We start from the raw sequence: 19,360 nt of genomic DNA on the forward strand, positions 1-19,360 counted from the left end.
ACCCGTTGGGTGCCTCCACGATCCACTTCTGGAAAACTCAGTCGCTGGAACGACGACCGCGGGTTCGGCTTCATTGCGCCGCGCAATGGTGGCCGCGAGCTATTCGTCCACATCAGCGCGTTTACAAGGGACGGATCGCGTCCAACGGTGGGCGAGACGCTCACCTATGAACTGGGCCGAGGCGAGCGCTATGGCAGACGCACGCCGGCCGCCTCGGCCGCGGCACGAACCTGCGGCGGCCAATTGATGTTGCCCGGATCGCGGCCGCTGGCCATGCCGATCAGATAGGCGGGCTCGGCGGCAATGTTCCTGAAGCCGCGGGACACGCCCGGCGGTATCGCGATCGTGTCCCAGGTCTCGAGCACCACGCTGCGCTCGCCGGCCGGTCCCCAGAAGATCTCCCACCGTCCGGAGAGCGCGACAAAGACTTCCTGCGTCAGGTGGTTGTGAAGCGGTGCCGACTTGCCGGGATCGCAGCACACGATGTTGAGATGAAAGTCCTCTGCCGGAAGGGGCGCACCGGGCGGGTTTCCAACGACGCGCCAGGTGGTTCGCTCGCAGCCCGGGATGGCTGAGTCCTGGTAGTCGTTCGTCGGGCTGAGCGAACGGAATCGTGCAACGCGAGCTTCCATCTCCGCGACCGTAGGGTTCGCGTCCGTGATCGGGGCCGTGGGTGACATGGGTTGCTCCGCAGGCATTGGAGTTCCAGTGTAGTTTCGTACCGGCTTCAGCGCGGCTGGGCTATAAAGTGCATCCGGAAGATCACCGACGTCAGGCCGGGAGACACCTTGAGAGACAACGCCTTTGCTGCCTTGGCAGCAGCCCCGCTGGGCCGGTACCAGACCCTCCAGGCCGGGCTGGACCTGCTCGACCAGGGACTCTCGATCTTCGACGCCGACCTGCGGCTGGTGGCATGGAACCGCGCCTACGAGCGGCTGCTCGATTTCCCGGATGGCATGGCCCACCTCGGCACGCCCTTCGAGACCTTCATACGCTACAACGCGCGGCGCGGTGAATACGGTCCGGGCGATCCGGAGGCGCTGGTGGCCGAGCGCGTGGCCGCAGCGCTCACCTTCGAGCCGCACGACATCGAGCGAACCCGCCCCGACGGCCGCGTGCTGCACATCCACGGAGAGCCTCTGCCCGGCCACGGATTCGTGACGCTGTATTCCGATGTCACCGCGCAGCGCAGCGCCGAGCGCACGATCCGCGAACAGAACGCCGATCTGGAGAGTCGTGTTGCCGCCCGCACCGCCGAGCTGGTGAGCAGCGAGCAGCGCGTGCGACTGGTGATGGATTCGATCCCGGCCTTGGTGGCCTACTTCAACCGACGCCGCGTCTACGGCTATCTCAACCGGGCCTACCACGACTGGTTTCGTGTCGACACGTCGCGCCCCGAAGGCGTCAGCGCGCGAGCCTTTCTGGGTGACGAGGTCTATGGGGTGGTCAGGCCGCACGTGTTGCGGGCGGTGGCCGGCGAATCGGTGAGCTTCGAGTACGAACTGGTCGTTCACACCGGCGAGCGCCGGACCGTGCGTACCTCGCTGGTTCCCGAGCGTGCGGGTGACGGCACGGTCGCTGGCTGCTTCGAGCTCACCTTCGACATCACCGAGCAAAGACGGTCCCAGGAACTGATCGCGCGCGCCCAGAAGCTGGAGGCCCTGGGCCACCTGACCGGCGGCCTGGCGCACGACTTCAACAACATCCTGACGGTCGTGATCGGCAATCTCGGCGCCTTGAAGAAGGCCCAGCCGGACGATCCGCTCGTGCCCGAGTACATCCAGCCGGCATTGGATGCGGCGCGCCGGGGAGCGGGTCTGGTGAACGGACTGATGCACTTCGCGCGCCGGCAGCCGCTCCAGCCGGGCGCGGTGGATGTCAGGGCCGTGCTGCACGCGGTCGAGAGCCTGCTCAGGCACTCCCTGCCCGAGCGCGTCCAACTCACGGTCGACGTCACAGGCGCCGCCCCGCAGCCCCTCAGAACCTGGATCGACGCCGGCCAGTTCGAACAGGCGCTCATCAACATGATCCTCAATGCGCGCGATGCCATACCGTCTCAGGGCCGCATCACGTTGCGCGCGTGTGCAGCCTGGCTCGACGCCGATGCAGCCACGGCGCTGCAGACTTCGCCCGGTGATTGCGTGCGCGTCGATGTACACGACGACGGCGTCGGCATGGACGGGCACACGCTGGCGCACATGTTCGAACCCTTCTTCACCACCAAGCAGCCGGGCAGCGGCACCGGCCTCGGCATGGCGATGGTCTACGGCTTCATCAAGCAGTCGGGCGGCGCGATCGATGTCCGGAGCGCACCGGGGCGTGGCACGACCATATCGCTGTGGTTGCCCGCGGCCGCGCGCGCCGGGGAAGGTCAATCCACCTCGTCGTCCCGGCCGGCGGCATCGGGCCAGAACGGACTCGCGTTGCTCGTGGACGACGACCCGCAGGTGCGCCATGTCGTCCGTCGCGACCTGCTCGACCTGGGCTACGCCGTGCTCGAAGCCGGCGACGGCGTGGAGGCGCTGGCCTTGCTCAGGCAGGCATCCGACATCGCATTGCTGGTGTCGGATGTATCCATGCCCGGCGGCATCGACGGATACGAGCTCGCGTCCACGACACGGCACGACCACCTGGCGCGGGCGGTGGTGCTGATGAGCGGCAATGCCACCGGGGAGCGCTCGGTGCCCGGCGTGCCGTGGCTGACCAAGCCCTTCTCGGCCGCCCAACTGGCGAGCGCGATCGAGGCGGCGCGATCATGAGCACGTACGCAAATCGCCCCCCGTCGGACGAGAGCGCACCGCGCTCCCTGATCTTTCTGGTGGAAGACGATCCGGCCGTGGCGAAGCTCGTTCTCGATGCATTGGACGAATTCGGATTCACCGCCGAAGGCTTCCAGACCGGAGCGTCCGCGTTGCGCCGCATGCAGATCGAGAAGCCCGACCTGTGCATCGTCGACCTCGGCCTGCCGGACATGGACGGCATCGACCTGATGCGCCGCATCACGGCGCACTGCAGCGCCGGTGTGCTGATCCTCACCGGTCGCGGCCACACGGCCGATCGCGTGAGGGGACTCGAGCTCGGCGGCGACGACTACATGACCAAGCCCTTTGAGTCGCGGGAGCTGGTGGCGCGCGTGCGCAGCATCCTGCGCAGGCGCTTGGCCGCAGCGGGCGCGACCGCCGGACGGCCACGCCGCTTTGCCTCGTTCCTCGGCTGGCGCATCGATTGCGAGACCCACATCCTGCGCGCACCCGATGGCGAGGAACACCTGCTCGGCACGGCCGAGACGCAGGTGCTGCGCTGTTTCGTGGAGCGCCCGCACCAGATCCTCACGCGCGAGCAATTGATCGGCGCGAGGGACCTGCTGCCGACCGACCGCAGCATCGACGTGCGCATCTCGCGCCTGCGCCGCAAGCTGGAGACCGATCCTCACGACCCGGTCATCATCAAGACCGTCTATGGCGCGGGCTACATGTTCGCCGCCTCCGTCACCTGGGAATGACGCGCGTCGATGCAATGTGACGAATGTTTGCATGCGCCCCCGCGGCCCGACGCCGCGGTCAAGAATCGTCCCGACCCCACCCCGGCGAAGTGCTCTCTTGGTGTGCTAGCGCACAGACTCGAACCCATGGCGCGCGCAGGGTAGGGCAGTTGGCTGCACGCAAAGGAGATATCAGTGAGCGAAGAAGCGATCATCTACCCGGTACCCGACGCCGTCATGAAGGATGCGTACGTATCCGGCATGCCCGCCTACCAGAAACTGGTGGCCGAGGCCGACGCCGACCACAGCGCCTACTGGGCGCGCCTGGCCCGCGAGTTCGTGACATGGAAGAAGCCTTTCACGAAGTCGCTCGACGAAAGTGGCGCGCCCTTCTTCAAGTGGTTCGAGGACGGAACCCTCAACGTCTCGTACAACTGCCTCGATCGGCAGGTGGAGCGTGGCCTCGGCGACAAGGTCGCGATCATCTTCGAGGCCGACGATGGCCAGGTCAGCCGCGTCACTTACAGCGACCTGCTGACGCGCACCTGCCGCCTCGCCAATGCGCTGAAGGCCCGTGGCGTGAAGAAGGGTGACCGCGTGGTCATCTACATGTCGATGAGCGTCGAGGGTGTGGTCGCGATGCAGGCCTGCGCGCGCATCGGCGCCACGCACTCCGTGGTGTTCGGCGGCTTCTCGGCGCAGAGCCTGCACGACCGGATCGAAGGGGCGGGCGCGGTGATGGTCATCACCGCCGACGAGCAGGCGCGCGGCGGCAAGCATCTGCCGCTCAAGGCCATCGTCGACGAGGCCATTTCACTCGGCGGATGCGAATCGGTGAAGGACGTGATCGTCTATCGCCGCACCGGCGGCAACATCGCCTGGGATGCGTCCCGCGACCGCTGGATGCACGAGGAAACGCAAGGGCAGGGCGATACCTGCGAGCCTGAATGGGTGGGCGCGGAGCACCCGCTGTTCCTGCTCTACACGTCGGGCTCGACCGGCAAGCCGAAAGGCGTGCAGCACTCGACGGGCGGCTATCTGTTGCACGCGGCGCTCACCACGAAGTGGACCTTCGACCTGAAGGACGACGACGTGTTCTGGTGCACCGCCGACATCGGCTGGGTCACGGGCCACACGTACATCGCCTACGGCCCGCTGGCGCTGGGCGCGACCGAGGTGGTCTTCGAAGGCGTGCCGACGTACCCGGATGCGGGCCGCTTCTGGAAGATGATCCAGGACCACAAGGTGACGGTGTTCTACACGGCGCCGACCGCCATCCGCTCGCTGATCAAGGCGGCCGAGTCCAACGAGGCGGTGCATCCGAGGAGCTATGACCTGGGCAGCCTGCGCATCCTGGGTACGGTGGGCGAGCCGATCAATCCCGCCGCCTGGGAGTGGTATCACAAGCACGTGGGCGGCGGCCGATGCCCGATCGTCGATACGTTCTGGCAGACCGAGACCGGCGGCCACATGATCACGCCGCTGCCCGGCGTCACGCCGCTGGTGCCCGGCTCCTGCACGCTGCCGTTCCCGGGCATCGCGGCGGCCATCGTCGACGAGACCGGCAACGACGTGCCGAACGGGCAGGGCGGCATCCTCGTGGTGAAGAAGCCCTGGCCGAGCATGATCCGCACCATCTGGGGCGACCCGGAACGCTTCAAGAGCAGCTACTTCCCGCCCGAACTCAAGGGCTACTACCTCGCGGGTGACGGCGCGATCCGCGACGCGGAAACGGGCTACTTCACCATCACAGGCCGCATCGACGACGTGCTCAATGTCTCGGGCCATCGCATGGGAACGATGGAGATCGAATCGGCACTGGTGTCGTGCACCGACCTGGTCGCCGAGGCGGCGGTGGTGGGCCGGCCCGACGACACGACGGGTGAAGCCGTCTGCGCCTTCGTCGTGCTGAAAGGCGTGCGCCCCACCGGCGACGAGGCCAAGAGGCTCGCGAACGAACTGCGCAACTGGGTGGGCAAGGAAATCGGTCCCATCGCCAAGCCCAAGGACATCCGTTTCGGCGACAACCTGCCCAAGACACGCAGCGGCAAGATCATGCGCCGCCTGCTGCGCTCGATCGCCAAGGACGAAGCCATCACGCAGGACATCTCGACGCTGGAGAACCCGGCCGTCCTCGAGCAACTCATGGAAAGGAACTGACCATGGAAAACGATCTGACATCGAGGATCCTGCGCGACCCGAACTACCAGGCGCTCAAGTCGAAGCGTTCGCGCTTCGGCTGGTGGCTGGCCGCGGCCATGATGGTTGTCTACTACGGCTTCATCCTGCTGGTCGCTTTCGACAAGCCCTTCCTCGCGACCCGCATGGGCAGCGGCGTCATGACGATCGGCATGCCAATCGGGCTCGGAGTCATCGTCTTCACCATCGTCATCACCGGCATCTACGTGCACCGGGCCAACGGCGAATACGACAGGCTGACCGAAGAGATCGCCAAGGCGGTCCTGAAATGAGCCGCTCACACCTTGCAAAGACGCTGGGCCTTCTGGTCCTGATGGCAGCGGGCGGCGCGGCACAGGCTGCCGGCGGCGATCTCGGCCAACTCGAGAAGCAAGCCACCAACTGGACGGCAATCGGCATGTTCGCCGCCTTCGTCGTCGGCACGCTCTTCATCACCAAGTGGGCCGCGGCCAAGACCAAGAGTGCGGCCGACTTCTACACCGCCGGCGGCGGCATCACCGGCTTCCAGAACGGCATGGCGATCGCGGGCGACTACATGTCGGCCGCTTCGTTCCTGGGCATCTCCGCCGCAGTGATGGTCGGCGGCTTCGACGGGTTGATCTACTCGATCGGCTTCCTGGTCGGCTGGCCGGTGGTGACCTTCCTGCTGGCCGAGCGGCTGCGCAACCTCGGCAAGTTCACCTTTGCCGACGTCGCGGCCTTCCGCTTCGAGCAGACGCCGGTGCGCGTGTTCGCGGCGTCCGGCACGCTGGTCGTCGTGGCCTTCTACCTGATCGCGCAGATGGTGGGCGCGGGGCAGCTCATCAAGCTGCTCTTCGGTCTGGAGTACTGGATCGCGGTGGTCATCGTCGGTGCGCTGATGATGGTCTACGTGCTGTTCGGCGGCATGACCGCGACCACCTGGGTGCAGATCATCAAGGCCTGCCTGCTGCTCGCCGGTGCGACCTTCATGGCCTTCATGGTGCTGTGGCACTTCGGTTTCAGCCCCGAGGCGATGTTCGCGAAGGCCGTCGAGGTGAAGACCGCCATCGCGACCGCTGCGGGCAAGCCGCCGGCAGCCGCTGCGGCGGAGGGCTTCTCGATCATGGGCCCGGGCGGCTTCATCAAGGACCCGATCTCGGCGATCAGCTTCGGCATGGCGCTGATGTTTGGCACCGCCGGCCTGCCGCACATCCTGATGCGCTTCTTCACCGTGCCCAACGCCAAGGAGGCGCGCAAGTCCGTGCTGTGGGCAACCACGTGGATCGGCTACTTCTACGTACTGACCTTCATCATCGGATTCGGCGCGATCACCTTCGTGCTGACCGATCCGCAGTTCCTCGATGCCAAGGGCGGCCTGATCGGCGGCGGCAACATGGCGGCGGTGCACCTCGCGAAAGCGGTGGGTGGCAACGTGTTCCTCGGCTTCATCTCGGCGGTGGCCTTCGCGACCATCCTGGCCGTGGTGGCGGGGCTCACCTTGTCCGGTGCATCGGCGGTGTCGCACGACATCTATGCCACGGTGCTCAAGAAGGGCAAGGCTGACAGCGTGTCCGAGTTGAAGGTGTCGCGCATCACGACCGTGGCGCTGGGCATCGTCGCGGTCGTCCTGGGGATCGTCTTCGAGAAGCAGAACATCGCGTTCATGGTGAGCCTGGCCTTCGCCATCGCCGCATCGGCCAACTTCCCGGTGCTGCTGATGTCGGTGCTGTGGAAGGACTGCACCACCCGCGGTGCGGTCATCGGCGGCTTTCTCGGGCTCATCTCGTCGGTGGTGCTGACCGTGGTGTCGCCGGCCGTGTGGGAAGCGACGCTGGGCCATCCCCCGGGCTCGGCGTTGTTCCCCTACCAGTCGCCCGCGCTGTTCTCCATGACCATCGGCTTCGTCGGGATCTGGCTCTTCTCCATTCTCGACCGGAGCCCGCGCGCGGCCAAGGACCGTGCCGGCTTCCTCGCGCAGCAGGTGCGCTCGGAGACCGGCATCGGCGCGGAGGGCGCTTCCGGACACTGAGGTCGATGGGGCCTTCCTGAAGCTGCGAAGCCTGCTGTGAGCGGGGCATTTGCGGCATGATGCTCCGTCATCGACAACGGGGATTGAAATGACCGATTCGTCTGCCATCAAGGTTGGCCAACTGTCCATTCGCTATCTGGTGGACGGCTCCCGCACCGACAGCGTCGGCATGTTCGAACTCACGGTTCCGCCGAGCTCGAACGTGCCGCCCCCGCACAGCCATACGAAGAACGACGAATGCGTCTACGTTCTGGAGGGAACCCTGCGTTATTCGGTGGACGCCGAAGTCCGGGACCTTGCTGCAGGAGAGAGCATGTTCAGCCCGAAGGGGAGCGTTCACCAGTTCTCGAATCCCTTCGGGTCGGAAGCCCGGGCTCTCATCGTGCAGTCGCCGGATATCGGTGCCCAGTACTTTCGAGATGTGGCCGCGGTCGTGAAGCCAGCGGGAGGGCCACCGGACAAGGCGGCCCTGATCTCCGTCATGACTCGCTATGGCCTCGTGCCGGCCGCGCCAGCCGGAACGTAGCGACCCGGCTTGCACGGCGGCAGCCTACTGCCACCTGACCCGTATGCCCAGGCTGCCCTGCACCGAAGAACGGACGCGGGCATCGCCCGAGACGTCGAACACGTGCCCGACTTCGCCATAGAGGCTGGTGGTCGGGCTCAGCGCCAGCGTCATGCCCGCCGCGACCTCGGCCGAGGTGTAGCCGGTGCCGCTGGGGATGTCGGTGATCGCCGCCGGGGAGACGAAGCGCGCGATGTCGGTGCCTGAGCTTGCGTAATACAGGTTGACCCGTCCGTAGGGCTGCAGGCGTCCCACGCCGGTCATCATGTCGCCCTTGATCCGCACGCCGAGCCGGCCGATCCAGCCGGCATCGGTCTGTTGCTGCACCAGCGCGCCGCCAAGTTGCAGATCATCGAAGCTGCTGCGCTGGTAGCCCAGTTGCGCTTGCGGCTCGATGGTCCAGCCTTCGGCGAACGCGAAGGGCTGCCCCACTTCGATCGAGGCGGTCAGGCTGCTGGCCTTGCCCGAGACCTCGGGGTTGAGGTCGGGACGCACGTCGTAGCGGTGGCTGCCGCCCTGCAGCACGATGTCGGCATAGCGCCCGTCCGTGTCGGTCCAGGTCGCGTAGCCGCCCAGGTAGCGCGACTGCAGGGTGTTGTAGCCGACGCGCCCGATCACGCCGTGGGCGTTGCCCGTGACGTCCGCGCTGCCCTGGAGGTAGCCGACGTACAGCCCGGCGCGCCACGAAGCGTCGGACCACAGGTCGATGCCGCCCTGCATCCCGCTCAGGGAGCCGTCGCTCACGGGCTGGACGGTGCCTTGCTGGCGGATGTTCAGGTCGGTGTAGACGGCCCGGCCCCACACGCGGCGATCGAGTTGATTCGGCGTGGCGCCGGTCGCTTCCCTTGTCACATCGTCATCGCCCAGCCTGCGATGCAGGTTGCCGAGCATGGCCAGGTCGCCCTGGCGGGTCTGGGAAGGGAGCCCTGAAACCATCGGGACCTCGGCACGGTAGGTGGGGCACGACGACTGCGGGCGGTGCCGGTGGCGGTGGCGGCGGCGTTGCCTCGCCCACGGGCGGTTGCGGCGACGGCGGCGGCGCGTCGCCCACGGGAGGCGCCGGTGGTGGTGCCGGCGGGGGTACGGTCGGCGGTACCGGTGGCGGCGATGGCGGCGCAACGACGGTGGTGGTCGAGCGCAAGTACCAGTTCTCCCCAGCCCCACTGGCATCGGCGGCGTAGAGACGGTATTCGTAGGCGCCGACGTCGACGTGGGGCGCCGCCAGCACGCCGCCTGCGTTCGCGATGCCGGGGAGGGTCGCGCCACCGGCCAGTACAAAGGCGTCCTTGGTGGTCTGCGCCGTCGTGGTGGCGCCGTTGCGCGCGCTGATCGCTTCGATGCCATTGCCGCTGGTGAGGGCGCCCAGGCCGCCGATGTTGGTGATCTGGACGTGGGTGGTGCCGCTGGCGCTGGCGCCGGGACCATCGAGCACGAGTCGATCGCTTGCGCTGGCACTGTCACCGAGTACCGTGCCCATGAGCAGCGTGCCGCCGCGACCGACGTAAGGACCGGTCACGGTGAATGTTCTGCCCGCTGTTGCACTGAGCAGTTTGACGGTGCCGGCGTTGTCGAGGCCCGCGATGGCCTGGTCGAGTCCGGATGCGTCGAGCGTGGCACCGCTGCCCACGGTGAGTGTCGAGTTGGGGCTCAAGGTGTTCGCAATGCCGGTCCTGAGAACCCCGTCCAGCACGCTGGTAGCGCCGCTGTAGGTGTTGTTGGCTGTCAGCGTCAGCGCTGCGGGCCCCGTCTTGATCAACGCGCCGGTGCCGCTGATCAGGCCGCCGAAAGTCGTGTCCGCGGTGTTGTTGGCTGTCAGTGCAGCACCGCTCAGTGTGACGTTGCCTGTACCGGTCAGGTTGTTGGCTGCCTGGGCAAAGTTGTTCAAGTCCAGCGTGGCGCCACTCGCCACGCTCACCGCACTGCTGCTCGCGAACGCATTGGGGATGCCGGCTTGCAACGTGCCGGCATTGATCGCCGTGGGCCCCGTGTAAGTGTTGGCCCCGGAGAGCACCAGCGTGCCGGCGTTCTGCTTCGCAAGGGCGCCTGCGCCCTCGACGGCGCCACTGATGGTCAATGAAGTTCCGTCAGCGACATCGAGGACACCACCTCCCGTTCCGAGCACCACGGGCCGCGGCATGGTGAAGGATGCCGTGGTGGCGAGTGTCCCTCCGTTCTGAAAGGTGAGGGGTGCCGGGCCACCGCCAAGTGCTGCGTTGGAGGCGATCTGCAGCGTTCCTTCAGCAATGGTCCACGGCATCAGCTCCGCCACCGCGCCAGTCACGGTCCAAGTACTGGCGCCAGTCTTCATGTAACTTGAGAAGGAGCGGAACTGCGAGCCGATCATCGTAGTTGCGAAAGTGGCATTGCCTGTCCCGCCCAGAATCAGCGTATTGGTGCCTGCCCCTCCGACCGAGCCGACGATGGAATATCCGGGCTGCAGTTCGAGGCTGTTGACTCCGCCGGTGAAGGAGATGGCATTCGCCCGCGTGCTTCCATCGCCGCTCAAGCCACCGGAGATCGAGCCTGCGTTCACGATATGAATGTCGCTCCCCCGAACGCCGACGCCCCCCACGGCAAGGCCGGCGGCCGGCCCGCTTGCACCGATGCCACTTGCCCCGCCGTTGCCGCCCTGGATCGTGCCGAGATTGGTCAGCACGAAAGAAGAGCCCGTGACACCCGCGCCACCATCCCCGCCAGCCCTGCTGTGTTGCGGGGAGGTGGTGTTCGTGCCACCCGTGCCGCCGTCGCCGCCGGTAATGGTGTGGCTGTTTGTCAGGTTGATGCCGTTGCTGACGACGCCGCTTCCACCGCCGCCGCCGAACCCGGACCCACCGTCGCCGCCCCCGTTGCCGCCATCGCCGCCACGACCGCCGACGATGTTCGCGTTGGTGCTTGTGCCGCCGCTGCCGCTCAGAAAGGCGCCTGCCCCACCTCCGCCACCGCTGCCCGCATCTGCGGCAGCAGAGAACGAAACAACGGCGCCACCATGGCCACCATTGCCGCCCGTGATGACGCCACTCGTGCCGCTCAGCGTGCCTGCATGGATGCCGTCACCGCCGCCGCCGCCGCCGCCCGCCCCGAATCCCGCGGAACAGCTTGGAACGCACACGGCATCTGTGCCGGCGCCGCCGACTCCACCCGTCGGGCTGCCGCTGGTTCCGGCGATACCACCGCCACCGCCTGGAGCAAGAGGATCATCAGTTTCAGAGTGGCCTCCATCCGCACCAGCGCCACCCATGCCGCTGGGAAGACCATCTGATCCGGGCAGCGACCTGTCGGCGGGACCACCGGCGCCACCCACGCCGCCGGCACCCCCGCCGCCACCGGCACCGCCGTACGCTCCATTGCCACCCAGGAAGGCCCCGTTGTTGCCACCGCCTCCATCTGCCCAGACGGACGAGGAAAGGACAAGCAGCAAAGCCGCAGTCAATGGCGACAGCTCCAGCCTGCCTCTGGGCTCCCCGCGCACGTGAACACTTCGTCGTGTGGGACGATCAAGAGAAGTCATATTGCCTCGTTCATGCGAATTGAAGAACCGGCATGTCTCGGAGCGTCGGCGTCCGCCGACCCTCATCGATAGCCCGGCTGTGCGTTGTATCGAGTCCGGACCTATGGCTCCACCTGATCGAATAGTTGAATCGGCGACCTTGCCGACCGCCTGCGCATTTGCTATGCGACGACGGGCTGGTGCGCTTTCGTATGCCAGACTGCTTCAGTCCACACGACGAATTCCGCAACTGCCAAGGAACAACCGACAACCATGAAGGCTCAAGAGCGACACGATTTGCTGCTGGCGCTGGAGGCCCGCTTCGAGAAGAACATGCGCCGCCATATCGGAGTCGCATGGGGCGAAGTGCGAGCCAGGCTCGAGGGCGATCCGGGTGCCCTGAGGTCACTGCGCGAAATGGAGACAACGGGTGGTGAACCGGACGTCATTGGTCTCGAACAGGGGACCGATCGTTTCATCTATTGCGACTGTTCCCCGGAAACTCCTGCGGGTCGCAGAAGTGTCTGCTACGACGGTGAGGCCCTGGCGTCTCGAAAAGAGCACAAGCCAATGAACAGCGCTATCGACATGGCGGCAGCGATGGGCATTGCGCTACTCACGGAGGATCAATACCGCGCGTTGCAGAAGCTCGGCGCCTTCGACACGAAGACTTCCAGCTGGATCGAGACGCCGCCGGACGTGAGGGCACTCGGCGGGGCCCTCTTCTGCGACAGACGCTATGGCAGGGTCTTCCTGTATCACAACGGAGCGCAGTCGTACTACGCTGCAAGAGGCTTCCGAGGCTCGATTCGGATCTGATTCCCGGGTCTTCGCAGCCGCTCACCCGATGGACACCACGCCCAGCGCCACCGAAGCCGCCGCCATCGCCCCTGTGGCAAGCCAGCCCAGCACCTTCCACTTGCGCGGCAGCACCATGTCGCGCATCACCCTGGGGCTCGAAGCCGCGATCATCACGGCCGCCATCACCGGCACCGAGATGACGGCATTGATCACCGCAGCCCAGTAGAGGGCCGAGATCGGGTTGAGACCCGAGAGGCTGATCGCGACACCGATCGCCATGGCGGCAGCGAGGATGCCGTAGAAGCTGCGGCCCTGCGCCAGCGTGAGATCGAGGCCCTTGCGCATGTGGAAGTAGCTTGCGACCGCCTCTGCCGCGGAGCCGGCCAGCACGGGCAGTGCCAGCATGCCGGTGCCGATGATGCCTAGCGCGAACAGCATGAAGGCGGCATCGCCTGCAATCGGGCGCAGCGCGGCAGCGGCCTGTGCGGTGGAATCGATCTGCGTCTGGCCGTTCGCATGCAAGGTCGCGGCCGCGGCGGTGATCACGAAGAAGGCGATCAGGTTCGAGAAGCCCATGCCCACCGCCGTGTCGATGCGCAGTCGGCGCAACTGGCGCCGTGCCTGTTCGGGCGCGATGCGCAGCGGTTGGTCCTCGGGGACGCGCTTGATGTCCTGCACCTCCTGCGAGGCCTGCCAGAAGAAGAGGTAAGGACTGATGGTCGTCCCGAGGATGGCGACGACGGTCGTCACGTACTCCTTGCTCCAGTGGAAGGACGGTGCGAACACGCCCCGCATCGCCGCACCCCAGTCCACATCGACCGCGAACACGACGCCCACGTAGGCGAAGAGCGACAGCGTCAGCCATTTGAGCACGCGCACGTAGCGCTCGTAGCTCATGAAGACCTGCAACAGCAAAGACAGGGCCCCGAAGCCCGCCGCGTACCAGGTCGCATGGCCGTGGAGCACGAGGGCGGCCGAGTCGCCCATCGCGCTCAGGTCCGCGCCGAGGTTGATGACGTTGGCGACCAGCAGCAGCAGCACCAGCGCCGCCACCATCCATCGCGGGCAGAAGCACGCGAAAGTCTCTGTGAGGTTCTTGCCGGTGACGCGTCCGATGCGCGCACTGGCGAGCTGGATGCCCATCATCAGCGGATAGGTGATCAGCAGTGTCCATCCCACGCCATAGCCGAACTGGGCACCAGCCTGCGAATAAGTGGCGATCCCGCTCGGGTCGTCATCCGCCGCGCCCGTGATCAGTCCCGGCCCGAGTTTGGACCACCAGCGTTCGCTCCCCGGTGAGGTAGCGCCGGTCGCAAGGTTCGAAGGGGTGCTCATGAGGACTCCGCAAGTCGCAGCGTCCGGACATTGATGCGTAGCCGCGGCGCGGGAGATAGGTGCGGGCCCTGGCGCGCTGTGGGACGTCATCGACGTCTGCGCGGGGGAAGCGGTCTTGGATGACACGGCGCGCAGCAAGGCGTGCCTACGGTGGGGCATTCTTTTCAGGAGCGCCCATGACTTCACACCACGACCCATCGAATCCCGACGCCGGCGACGTTGCCGTGCAGCACCGCAAGGTGCAGCGCGAGCAGGACGCCAAGGACCGCGCCACCGACACCAAGGCCAGGAGCAAGAAGCCGGTGCAGGCCGGGCACGTGCCCGAACCCGAGAACCCGATGCCCGCACAGCACCTGAAGAAGCCCGGCATCGAGGCCGACATGGACCTGCAGCCGCGCTTCAAGGCGTCCGGTTATCTCGGCAGCGGCAAGCTCAACGGCATGGTGGCGCTCGTGACTGGCGGCGACTCGGGCATCGGTCGCGCGGTGGCTCTGCTGTATGCGCGCGAAGGCGCGGAGGTCGCGATCGTCTACCTCGCGGAAGAGCAGGTCGACGCGGAGGAAACCAAGCGCTGCATCGAGGCCGAAGGCCAGCACTGCGTGCTGATTCCCGGCGACGTGCGCGATCCGGCCTTCTGCAAGCAGGCGGTGCAGGAAACGCTGCAGGCTTTCGGCAAGCTCGACATCCTCGTGAACAACGCGGCGTTCCAGCTGCATGCGGCATCGATCGAAGACATCACGGACGAGCGGCTCGACCTCACGTTGCGGACCAACGTGATGGGCTACTTCCAGATGGCGCGCGCGGCGGTACCGCATCTGCCGAAGGGTGGCTCCATCATCAACACAGGCTCCGTGACCGGGCTGGAAGGCAGCGCGCAATTGATCGACTATTCGACCACCAAGGGCGCAATCCACGCGTTCACCAAGTCGCTCGCGAGCAACCTGCTGGACAAGGGCATCCGCGTCAACGCGGTCGCACCCGGCCCGGTGTGGACGCCGCTGAATCCGGCCGACCGCTCCGGCGACGAGGTAAAAGACTTCGGCAAGGACACCGACATGAAGCGGCCCGCCCAACCCGAGGAGCTGTCGCCGGCCTATGTGTTCCTGGCGGCGCCGTGCTGCGCGAGCTACATCACCGGCATCGTGCTGCCGATCACGGGGAGTGTGGGCGCGGTCTAGCGTGGGGCGGGGTCGGCACGCGGTCGGTGCCGGCTTCTGCTTCCCTGGCCGTCGCCTTGGTGGCCGCAAGGGCCTTGGCGCCCGCGACCGAGCCGTGCTCGTTCGCGTACACCTTGGTGAACTCCGCGCCGAGCAGGAAGATCTGCGCGGCGTAGTAGACCCACGCGAGCAGCACCACGAGCGAGCCCGCGGCGGCGAAGGACTCGGTGACGCCGCTCTTGCCGATATAGAGCCCGATCAGCAGCTTGCCGATCTCGAACAGCACCGCGGTCACGGCTGCACCGATCCACACATCGCGCCAGGTGATCGACGCCGTCGGCATGAACTTGAAGATCATCGCGAACAGCAGCGTCGTGATCGACAGCGACACCCCCACGTTCAGGACCTGCAGCAGCAGTTCCCAGCCCGGCAGCATGCCGCCGGCCCAGGTGCCGAAGGCGGCCACGGCGGCGCTCACGATCAGCGACACCATCAGCAGGAAAGCGAGCCCCAGGATCAAGCCGAAGGACAACAGCCGCGCGCGCAGCACAGCCCAGACGCCGGAGGGCTTGTCCTTCTCCGGCACGTGCCAGATCCGGTCGAGCGCACTCTGCAGTTCGGCGAAGACAGTGGTGGCGCCCACCACCAGCACGGCGATGCTGACCGCCCCGGCGATCAGGCCCCGCTCGGGCTCGCTCGCGCTGCGCACCAGCCCCTGCACCGCGATCGCCCCATCGCGGCCGATCAGCCCGGTGAGCTGCGCGACGATCTCGCCCTGCGCGGCCTCGCGTCCGAACAGCGCGCCCGCGATCGCGATGACGATCACGAGCAGCGGGGCGAGCGAGAACATCGTGTAGTACGAGATGGCGGCGCCCATGCTCGGCGCCAGGTCGTCGACCCAGGCCATCACGGCCTTTCGGCAGAGATCGAAGAGATGACTGGGCTTCATGGCGAACGGGCGGAGTCGAGAGCGACACTGTCGCTCTCGCACGCACCATCGCCATGCGTCAAGCTTGCAAGTTGAAGTAGGCGCCGGCCCACTCCGGGCTCAGAACTTCCAGAGCAGGTTGGTCTTGATGCCGTAGTCGGTCCAAGTTCGCGGTGCGCGCGATTTCGGAAGGACTGCGCGCCTGCGGCGAATCAGGAGCCTCTGCGCGGCATCGTCGTACTTCCTTTATGCTGCGCGACGCTATGAAGATTCAAAAAGACTCCGTCGTCACCCTCCGCTACAAGGTGGCCGACGCCACCACCCAGAAGCTCATCGAAGAGAGCCGCGACCCCATGGTGTATTTGCATGGCGGCTACGACAACACCTTCCCGAAGATCGAGGCTGCGCTCGACGGCAAGGAAGCTGGTTTCCAGACCACGCTGAACCTGCAGCCGGAAGACGCCTTCGGCCCGCGCGACGAATCGCTGGTGCGCACCATCCCGAAGAGCGATTTCCCGCCCGGCGTGAAGGTGGGCGGACAGCTCGAAGGCCGCAACGACCAGGGCGAGCCGCAGGTCTTCAACGTGATGAAGATCAAGGGTCCGCAAGTGATCCTCGACGGCAACCATCCGCTGGCCGGCAAGGCGCTGAAGTTCAGCGTCACCGTGACGGGCGTGCGCGCCGCGACCGAGGAAGAGATTGCGCATCGCCACGTGCATGGCGAGCACGGTCATCATCACTGACGGGAAACGCGCCATCGTCATACGCCGCGGCGTAGGTCGACCAATCGCGTCGCACCTGCGCGGCGCATTCGATGGATGCATCGAGCATGCGCGCCTTCCACTTGTTGCGCTTGCCGAAATCGATGAGTTCGTCGGCGATGGCTGAACCTTCGCGGCCGGCGCTTCGCAGCTGCGCCCAGGCGACCAGCTTGCCCATCACGGCAATCACGCCTTCGAGATCGCTTGCGCCTTGCGCGGATCTGCCGCCCAGTGTCACGCGGTCCTCGGTCGGTTGCAGGGCGCGCAACACATAGGGTGATCCGCCCAGCATCACCGGCTGCAGGAAGGCCATCGAGACAGCCTGGAGGCGGCGCTGCAGTTCGACGACGCGATGCGCCTCCGACTTCCATTTCGGCTGCGCGACCTTCAGGTGCGGTACCAGCGACGATGGAAGCGCCTGCTTCAAGTCGAGCACATAGTTGCCGTCGAGCGAACCCTTGCCCTCGACCAGAACCACATAGCGCTCCACGCCCAGACTGCCGGTGCCGGCGATCCGCCGTGCCACGTCGAGCACTTCATAGAACTTCGGATTCGCCTGGAGCGCCGCGTACTGGCCGACGACCTCGATGACCTTCGCACGCTGTTCGTCGGACGCGAGAAGCGCCTTCTTGCCGTCCGTCCGCAGTACGCGACGACGGTCCTTGATGTCGGTGCGGCTCGCGAGGAACTGCGAACGCTGCCGCTCTCGCAGGCCGTCGAGCAACGCGCGCACCAGCCCCTGCGCGGTGTCGCGCTCGACCCAGTAGGCCTTGCCGACACACAGTGCCGACGCATAGCGCTCGATGAAGATCTCGCAGAGCTTGCGCGCTTCGCGCGAGCGCACCGAGATGCTTTCCGCGCCGACCCAGAGGCTTGTGAGAAACCGGACCAGGTCCCAGCTCGCCGGTGCCAATGCCGCCTCGTCGAAATCGTTGATGTCGAAATAGACGAGCCGGTTGTCGCCCTTGAAGCTGCCGAAGTTCTCGAGGTGCAGGTCGCCGCAGACCCAGGTCAGCGGCGCCGAGCGCGGCACGCCGACGCGATAGAGCCGGTCGTAGAACAGATGGCACGTACCGCGCAGGAAAACGAACGGGCTCGCGCGCATGTTGCGGTACTTGAGCAGCAGGCGATCGGGGTCGCGGCCCTCGTTGAAGGAACGGATCTCACGCACGACATCCATCTCGGATCTCCTTCTCTCATGCTTCTCGAACACGGTCGCAAACACGATACGCGATACCGTGCGAGGCGGCACTCTCGCCGTCAGGGAGCCATCAGCCTTGCAGATGCACAGTTCAGCCATGTCGCGCATGTCCATCAGAAGTAGGCGCTGGAAGGCCATCCGGCATGCGCGACCGCTGTCGGTCGCGCTGAGCGCTTTCGCGGCGCTGGCAGCACTGCTTGCCGCGGCGTATTCCATCAACATGTTGTTGCTTCACTGACGCGCATCGCGAGGGCGTCAGACACCGACTGTTGCGCTCGTGACGCCACTGCGTTGCGGGATCCGGCCTTCCATCGCGGTCGAATGGCCCCATATTTCCTGGATCGCCCCTGTCGTATCGAACAGGGCCTCACAGGAAAGCCAGCCATGACCACCGCCAGCCCCATCGTCCAGATCAAAGCCCTCGGGTTTCCGTGGGAAACGATCGACCCCTTCCTCTTCTGCGCCTATCACGATGACGCCTACCCGCGCGCCAATGCGCAGATGGGGCCCGACGTCCCGCTGGCGGGCCGCGACCTGGGCCAGGACTTCAGCCGCAAGGACGGCTGGAGCATGTACCACGGCAACACCGTGCCCGGTTTTCCGGGGCACCCGCACCGCGGCTTCGAGACGGTGACCATCGTGCGCAAGGGATTGATCGACCATTCCGACTCGCTCGGCGCGGCGGCGCGCTTCGGCGGCGGCGACGTGCAGTGGCTCACCGCCGGCAAGGGCATCGTGCATTCGGAGATGTTCCCGCTGATGAACACCGGCGCGCCCAACCCGCTGGAGCTGTTCCAGATCTGGCTCAACCTGCCGGCGCGCAGCAAGATGGCGGAGCCGCATTTCACGATGTTCTGGTCGGAAGACATCCCGCGCTTCACCGCGACGGACGCCGAGGGCCGCAAGACCGAGGTCGCCAGCGTCGCGGGTCGCATCGGGCCGCTGGACGGCGCGCCGGGCGAAGGCGGTCCGCTGGCGCCGCCGCCGGATTCGTGGGCCGCACAGGCCGATGCGGACGTTGCGATCTGGACCTTGCGGATGGAGCCCAACGCGCGCTGGACACTGCCCGCCGCAACGGGCGAAGGCACCCGGCGGACGCTTTATTTCTTCAAGGGCCGCACGGTGTGCGTGGCAGGCCAGGTCGTGGACGGCCGCGCGGCGATCGAGTTGCGAGCGGACGCGGTGGTGGAACTGATCAACGGCGACGACGTGAGCGAGTTCCTCGTGCTGCAGGGCCGCCCGGTCGGCGAGCCGGTGGTGCAGTACGGTCCCTTCGTGATGAACACGCAGGCCGAGATTGCGCAGACGATGGCTGACTACCGCCGCACCCAATTCGGCGGCTGGCCGTGGCCTGACGAAGCGCCGGTGCATGGCCGCGATCCCGCGCGCTTTGCAAGGCATCCGGGCGGGCGCGAAGAGCGCCCCGAAGGCGCGGTCGAACCAACCCAGGCCTGA

At 66.5% G+C, this 19,360-nt stretch carries 18 protein-coding genes; 12 read left to right on the forward strand and 6 right to left on the reverse strand.

What is annotated here, in order from left to right; all coding sequences use genetic code 11:
• Positions 1-9 precede the first annotated feature (9 nt).
• Positions 10-288: a cold shock domain-containing protein gene (locus AC1D3B_RS13770; protein WP_478191228.1), complete on the forward strand. Its 279-nt coding sequence runs from the start codon at positions 10-12 to the stop codon at positions 286-288.
• On the opposite strand, the gene AC1D3B_RS13775 is transcribed toward AC1D3B_RS13770, so the two are convergent.
• A complete protein-coding gene (locus AC1D3B_RS13775; protein ID WP_478191229.1) occupies positions 189-680 on the reverse strand; it encodes a cupin domain-containing protein in 492 nt (163 codons plus the stop codon). The two genes, AC1D3B_RS13770 and AC1D3B_RS13775, sit on opposite strands and share 100 nt — an antisense overlap.
• A gap of 108 nt (positions 681-788) precedes the next feature.
• On the opposite strand from AC1D3B_RS13775, the gene AC1D3B_RS13780 reads away from it, so the two are divergent.
• The 6 genes from AC1D3B_RS13780 (at position 789) to AC1D3B_RS13805 (ending at position 8,196) form a co-directional block, all read left to right on the forward strand.
• Positions 789-2,759: a hybrid sensor histidine kinase/response regulator gene (locus AC1D3B_RS13780; RefSeq protein WP_478191230.1), complete on the forward strand. Its 1,971-nt coding sequence runs from the start codon at positions 789-791 to the stop codon at positions 2,757-2,759.
• A complete protein-coding gene (locus AC1D3B_RS13785; RefSeq protein ID WP_478191231.1) occupies positions 2,756-3,502 on the forward strand; it encodes a response regulator transcription factor in 747 nt (248 codons plus the stop codon). Before AC1D3B_RS13780 ends, AC1D3B_RS13785 begins: the two co-directional genes overlap by 4 nt.
• Before the next feature lie 174 nt (positions 3,503-3,676).
• Positions 3,677-5,641: an acetate--CoA ligase gene (gene acs, locus AC1D3B_RS13790; RefSeq protein WP_478191232.1), complete on the forward strand. Its 1,965-nt coding sequence runs from the start codon at positions 3,677-3,679 to the stop codon at positions 5,639-5,641.
• A 2-nt stretch (positions 5,642-5,643) separates the two neighbouring features.
• Positions 5,644-5,952 carry a DUF485 domain-containing protein gene (locus AC1D3B_RS13795; protein WP_478191233.1) on the forward strand — a complete coding sequence of 103 codons (309 nt, stop codon included), beginning with the start codon at positions 5,644-5,646 and terminating at the stop codon, positions 5,950-5,952.
• Positions 5,949-7,670 (forward strand): cation acetate symporter, encoded by a 1,722-nt coding sequence (locus tag AC1D3B_RS13800; RefSeq protein WP_478191234.1) that lies wholly within the window; start codon positions 5,949-5,951, stop codon positions 7,668-7,670. The genes AC1D3B_RS13795 and AC1D3B_RS13800 overlap by 4 nt, the downstream gene beginning before the upstream one ends.
• 88 nt (positions 7,671-7,758) lie before the next feature.
• Positions 7,759-8,196, forward strand: coding sequence for a cupin domain-containing protein (locus AC1D3B_RS13805; RefSeq protein WP_478191235.1), 438 nt, complete (start codon positions 7,759-7,761; stop codon positions 8,194-8,196).
• 24 nt (positions 8,197-8,220) lie between these two features.
• Here the strand turns inward: AC1D3B_RS13805 and AC1D3B_RS13810 are convergent, their stop codons facing one another.
• Together AC1D3B_RS13810 and AC1D3B_RS13815 are read right to left on the reverse strand one after the other, a co-directional pair.
• Complete coding sequence (locus tag AC1D3B_RS13810; protein ID WP_478191236.1) at positions 8,221-9,171, reverse strand: autotransporter domain-containing protein; 951 nt, start codon at positions 9,169-9,171, stop codon at positions 8,221-8,223.
• On the reverse strand, positions 9,092-11,665 hold the full coding sequence (locus AC1D3B_RS13815) for an autotransporter-associated beta strand repeat-containing protein (RefSeq protein ID WP_478191237.1): 2,574 nt from the start codon (positions 11,663-11,665) through the stop codon (positions 9,092-9,094). The genes AC1D3B_RS13810 and AC1D3B_RS13815 overlap by 80 nt, the downstream gene beginning before the upstream one ends.
• Before the next feature lie 354 nt (positions 11,666-12,019).
• On the opposite strand from AC1D3B_RS13815, the gene AC1D3B_RS13820 reads away from it, so the two are divergent.
• Positions 12,020-12,541 carry a DUF4256 domain-containing protein gene (locus AC1D3B_RS13820; RefSeq protein WP_478191238.1) on the forward strand — a complete coding sequence of 174 codons (522 nt, stop codon included), beginning with the start codon at positions 12,020-12,022 and terminating at the stop codon, positions 12,539-12,541.
• A 21-nt stretch (positions 12,542-12,562) separates the two neighbouring features.
• Here the strand turns inward: AC1D3B_RS13820 and AC1D3B_RS13825 are convergent, their stop codons facing one another.
• Positions 12,563-13,858, reverse strand: a complete 1,296-nt coding sequence (locus tag AC1D3B_RS13825) for an Nramp family divalent metal transporter (RefSeq protein ID WP_478191239.1) — start codon at positions 13,856-13,858, stop codon at positions 12,563-12,565.
• A 176-nt stretch (positions 13,859-14,034) separates the two neighbouring features.
• On the opposite strand from AC1D3B_RS13825, the gene AC1D3B_RS13830 reads away from it, so the two are divergent.
• On the forward strand, positions 14,035-15,036 hold the full coding sequence (locus AC1D3B_RS13830) for an SDR family oxidoreductase (protein ID WP_478191240.1): 1,002 nt from the start codon (positions 14,035-14,037) through the stop codon (positions 15,034-15,036).
• Here the strand turns inward: AC1D3B_RS13830 and AC1D3B_RS13835 are convergent.
• Entirely contained in the window at positions 15,011-15,964 is a 954-nt protein-coding gene (locus AC1D3B_RS13835) for a YihY/virulence factor BrkB family protein (RefSeq protein ID WP_478191241.1), read from the reverse strand. The genes AC1D3B_RS13830 and AC1D3B_RS13835 overlap by 26 nt on opposite strands.
• Positions 15,965-16,206: 242 nt before the next feature.
• Here AC1D3B_RS13835 and AC1D3B_RS13840 point away from each other — a divergent pair, with 242 nt between their 5' ends.
• Positions 16,207-16,686, forward strand: a complete 480-nt coding sequence (locus tag AC1D3B_RS13840) for an FKBP-type peptidyl-prolyl cis-trans isomerase (RefSeq protein ID WP_478191242.1) — start codon at positions 16,207-16,209, stop codon at positions 16,684-16,686.
• On the opposite strand, the gene AC1D3B_RS13845 is transcribed toward AC1D3B_RS13840, so the two are convergent.
• Positions 16,604-17,884 carry a DUF2252 domain-containing protein gene (locus tag AC1D3B_RS13845; RefSeq protein WP_478191243.1) on the reverse strand — a complete coding sequence of 427 codons (1,281 nt, stop codon included), beginning with the start codon at positions 17,882-17,884 and terminating at the stop codon, positions 16,604-16,606. The two genes, AC1D3B_RS13840 and AC1D3B_RS13845, sit on opposite strands and share 83 nt — an antisense overlap.
• 127 nt (positions 17,885-18,011) lie before the next feature.
• On the opposite strand from AC1D3B_RS13845, the gene AC1D3B_RS13850 reads away from it, so the two are divergent.
• A complete protein-coding gene (locus AC1D3B_RS13850) occupies positions 18,012-18,143 on the forward strand; it encodes a hypothetical protein (RefSeq protein WP_478191244.1) in 132 nt (43 codons plus the stop codon).
• A 146-nt stretch (positions 18,144-18,289) separates the two neighbouring features.
• Positions 18,290-19,360, forward strand: coding sequence for a pirin family protein (locus AC1D3B_RS13855; protein ID WP_478191245.1), 1,071 nt, complete (start codon positions 18,290-18,292; stop codon positions 19,358-19,360).

The sequence above is a fragment of the Variovorax sp. P5_A3 genome, from assembly GCF_056400665.1.

Bases quoted from the DNA above. Each gene is read 5' to 3' on its own strand.
- AC1D3B_RS13785 (WP_478191231.1), top strand. From the start codon at position 2,756: ATGAGCACGTACGCAAATCGCCCCCCGTCGGACGAGAGCGCACCGCGC.
- AC1D3B_RS13810 (WP_478191236.1), bottom strand. From the start codon at position 9,171: ATGGTTTCAGGGCTCCCTTCCCAGACCCGCCAGGGCGACCTGGCCATG.
- AC1D3B_RS13775 (WP_478191229.1), bottom strand. From the start codon at position 680: ATGTCACCCACGGCCCCGATCACGGACGCGAACCCTACGGTCGCGGAG.
- AC1D3B_RS13835 (WP_478191241.1), bottom strand. From the start codon at position 15,964: ATGAAGCCCAGTCATCTCTTCGATCTCTGCCGAAAGGCCGTGATGGCC.
- AC1D3B_RS13795 (WP_478191233.1), top strand. From the start codon at position 5,644: ATGGAAAACGATCTGACATCGAGGATCCTGCGCGACCCGAACTACCAG.
- AC1D3B_RS13830 (WP_478191240.1), top strand. From the start codon at position 14,035: ATGACTTCACACCACGACCCATCGAATCCCGACGCCGGCGACGTTGCC.
- AC1D3B_RS13800 (WP_478191234.1), top strand. From the start codon at position 5,949: ATGAGCCGCTCACACCTTGCAAAGACGCTGGGCCTTCTGGTCCTGATG.
- AC1D3B_RS13850 (WP_478191244.1), top strand. From the start codon at position 18,012: ATGTCCATCAGAAGTAGGCGCTGGAAGGCCATCCGGCATGCGCGACCG.
- AC1D3B_RS13825 (WP_478191239.1), bottom strand. From the start codon at position 13,858: ATGAGCACCCCTTCGAACCTTGCGACCGGCGCTACCTCACCGGGGAGC.
- AC1D3B_RS13845 (WP_478191243.1), bottom strand. From the start codon at position 17,884: ATGGATGTCGTGCGTGAGATCCGTTCCTTCAACGAGGGCCGCGACCCC.
- AC1D3B_RS13840 (WP_478191242.1), top strand. From the start codon at position 16,207: ATGAAGATTCAAAAAGACTCCGTCGTCACCCTCCGCTACAAGGTGGCC.
- AC1D3B_RS13805 (WP_478191235.1), top strand. From the start codon at position 7,759: ATGACCGATTCGTCTGCCATCAAGGTTGGCCAACTGTCCATTCGCTAT.
- AC1D3B_RS13855 (WP_478191245.1), top strand. From the start codon at position 18,290: ATGACCACCGCCAGCCCCATCGTCCAGATCAAAGCCCTCGGGTTTCCG.